This is a genomic window from Acinetobacter sp. YH1901141 (genome assembly GCF_013416935.1).
GTDB classification, from domain to species: domain Bacteria; phylum Pseudomonadota; class Gammaproteobacteria; order Pseudomonadales; family Moraxellaceae; genus Acinetobacter; species Acinetobacter towneri.
Genome location: NZ_VPEY01000063.1, coordinates 1 through 2,837 on the forward strand (window position 1 = coordinate 1; position 2,837 = coordinate 2,837).

General features: G+C 36.2%; 4 protein-coding genes and 1 pseudogene. 3 read left to right on the plus strand and 2 right to left on the minus strand.

Annotated elements, in window-relative coordinates; all coding sequences use genetic code 11:
- From FTV52_RS14350 to FTV52_RS14875, 3 genes and pseudogenes are all read left to right on the plus strand, one after another.
- On the plus strand, positions 1 to 137 hold a 137-nt coding region (locus tag FTV52_RS14350; RefSeq protein ID WP_179991035.1), incomplete at its 5' end, for an IS3 family transposase.
- Between the two features lie 36 nt (positions 138 to 173).
- Positions 174 to 746, plus strand: a pseudogene (locus tag FTV52_RS14355) (IS256 family transposase); the annotation flags it as partial.
- A gap of 183 nt (positions 747 to 929) precedes the next feature.
- Complete coding sequence (locus FTV52_RS14875) at positions 930 to 989, plus strand: hypothetical protein (protein ID WP_225531235.1); 60 nt, start codon at positions 930 to 932, stop codon at positions 987 to 989.
- A gap of 48 nt (positions 990 to 1,037) precedes the next feature.
- Here the strand turns inward: FTV52_RS14875 and FTV52_RS14365 are convergent, their stop codons facing one another.
- Both FTV52_RS14365 and FTV52_RS14370 read right to left on the minus strand, forming a co-directional pair.
- Complete coding sequence (locus FTV52_RS14365) at positions 1,038 to 1,697, minus strand: hypothetical protein (protein ID WP_136144754.1); 660 nt, start codon at positions 1,695 to 1,697, stop codon at positions 1,038 to 1,040.
- The gene (locus FTV52_RS14370) at positions 1,694 to 2,554 is read right to left on the minus strand and encodes a PAAR domain-containing protein (protein WP_178867106.1); all 861 of its coding nucleotides are present in this window, start codon (positions 2,552 to 2,554) and stop codon (positions 1,694 to 1,696) included. Before FTV52_RS14370 ends, FTV52_RS14365 begins: the two co-directional genes overlap by 4 nt.
- Positions 2,555 to 2,837: the final 283 nt, after the last annotated feature.

A 2,837-nucleotide genomic window follows, 5' to 3' on the forward strand; every position in this document is an offset into this window, starting at 1 on the left:
ATGTACAACTTGCGACACTAAACTGGGTAGATTGGTTCAATAAAAAGCGTGTACACAGTGCACTGGGTTATGTATCGCCTTTTGAATTTGAAGCAATGTACTATGATAAGATTAAACCGTTAGGTCAGGTGGCCTAACTTAAATAAAAAAGTCTCCGACAAACCCAGTACGGTTCAGTCCTTACAGAACTGAAAAATCGTGGTTTAAAGGATATTCCGATTGCCTGCGTAGATGGACTGAAGGGCTTTCCTGATGCAATCAATACAATTTACCCTGATACGCATATTCAGTTGTGTATCATCCACATGGTACGCAACAACCTTAAATATGTGAGTTGGAAAGACTACAAAGCTGTCACAGCCGATTTAAAAAAGATATATCAAGCTGTTACAGAAGACGCAGCCTTACAGGCTTTAGATGAATTTGGACAAAAATGGGATGAGAAGTATCCTCAAATCAGCAAGTCATGGCTTGCCAACTGGTCGAATCTCAACACGTTCTTCGCTTACTCTATGGATATTCGCAAAGCGATTTACACGACGAATGCGATTGAATCATTGAACAGCGTTATCCGCCATGCAACCAAGAAAAGAAAAATCTTCCCAACTGATGATTCCGTGAAAAAGGTGGTATATTTAGCAATTATGGCAGCAAGCAAAAAATGGACGATGCCTATTCAGAATTGGAAAGCTGCTATGAATCGCTTTAGTATCATGTTTGAAGAGCGTGTAACCAAGTATTTTTAAAACTGTATTTACACAGAATTATTTATACCCTCCGCTTAGATACTCAGTGTTATTCATACCCTCTTCATACCCCAAATGTCTCCTTTTAAGTCGTGCGTGTATAGCATTCTTCGCTGCCATTAAAGGGCGATCTGGTCTCATCCATGGAACTCGAGAACTTGTGGTGCATCGCACTATGTTGTCGTGTATGACGTTAAAGATTCTGTTCGTATTTTAAGAATTTTGCATACATCACAACAGTAGGGTTAGGTTGATGTATTTACGCACTCCTGAAAACCAATACAACAAAGATCACTGGTAACTAGCGATCTGTTCAATCGCCAACTCATAAGAACTTTCAAACTGATATTTCAGCGTTTTATCTTGAGTAGAATGAATAAAATCTTCCATTTTTTGTCTATATTCTTCATGTCCTGCCTTATACATCGCGAGTAAGTACCCCCACTCACCATATAAATATTCAGAGTCATTTTTAGGAGTGACTTTCAATGTCTTTTCCAGCAATGACGCTACTTGGGCATAACATTTTTCATATTCATTTTTAGGCTTTTTAGCGTAATAGCTCAACTCACATTGAGTCAGTAAACGTGCTTCGCTAAACCTAGTTTTTAACATTTTACTATTTAAATCATAAGCTTCTTTATACATGGCTGTGGCTAAGTAAATCTGCATTTGCAACTTTTCTCGCTCGGAATCATTCTTAATTTTGTTTATTTCAGACAAACTATCTTTCATTACCTTATTAGCATGTTCTCTTTCCCTAAAATTCAAATTATGAATCGTATCTTTATATTTTTTTATAATAGATTGATCTTCTGCAGAAAGACTCTGGGCAGCTTCACTATCTTGAGTGAGTTCAACTTCACCATGATGTGTATTATGTCCATTAGATGAGCAGGCAGTGCTTCCGAATATCAAGAAGGCTGTTAAAAAAATAAGAAAATTCTTCATCTAACTTCCCTTGCTGCGGAATTTAAAGTAAAGCTGTGGGTTGTAAAACTGGGTATCGGGGTAACAACTCCACCGCTAAACGTCAATACATATCCAAGATCTAATTCAACCCTCAATAGGAGTAAATCAGGCTCAGGCAAGGTAATGTTACAGAAACCTACTGGTTCTTTTCCTCGCTCAATACTCCAAACCCCACCATCAGACTTCAATTCTTGTATTTTTAATAATTCAGATTTTCTATTTTTTTCTTTATAGAGTCTTAGAGTTGCATAAGGAGTGATTTTATTTGCATCATGTTTTACAACTGGCGGGTGATATGAAACTGTTATAAACAGATTCTTTTTCTTTAAAATAGATGTAACGATAAAATCACATGCTCCTGAAACTATTTGTAAAACACTCCCAAATAGCCCTTTTTTATCTTCATCGTATGGAGGAATTCCTGTTTTAAATTTTACATAATCGGTTTTATTAAACTCAATATAATAGTTCTCATACTTCCTCTTATTTGTAAAACTATTTATTAAATTCTGTTGAGCACTTATAGGCAGAGTTTGCTCAGTTTGAGGATTAGAAACTATATGATAATTAGCATTACTCCCACCAACAACATGCGACTGTTGCGGCTGAATAATAGCACCGCATGTTAATTTATCCCCGACATAAGCAACTGGCTTACCATCAAAGATAATATGGTCATGGCTTTTAATCACTGAAGACCAACATTTACATCTTGGACAGAAATGCCCATCGCCCGCTCTAACAAAAGAATTGCCCATTTGAGAATTTCTTATCTGAGTAGCTAGAATACGACCACCATGATTAGTTGGTGCATTATGAATAGCAAAACCTCTCATAATCTTAATCCTTATAGTTTAGTCATGACTAAGAGAGTTCTGAAATGTTAATTGATCTTTAAAAATGCATATTGCCACCGAATTGTTAAAAGTATCAATAATTTCATCGCCATTCTTTAATTGACTACTGACCAATAGAGCAGTGATACCTTCAACGGTAATACCCCCATTTTTAATTGAATTAATGGGTAGAAAATCTAAAGCCTTGTTATTGTTTAAAAATAGGTGGACAACCATTTACTGACATATGAGGTCGTTCATGATTATAAAAGTACTGCCAGTC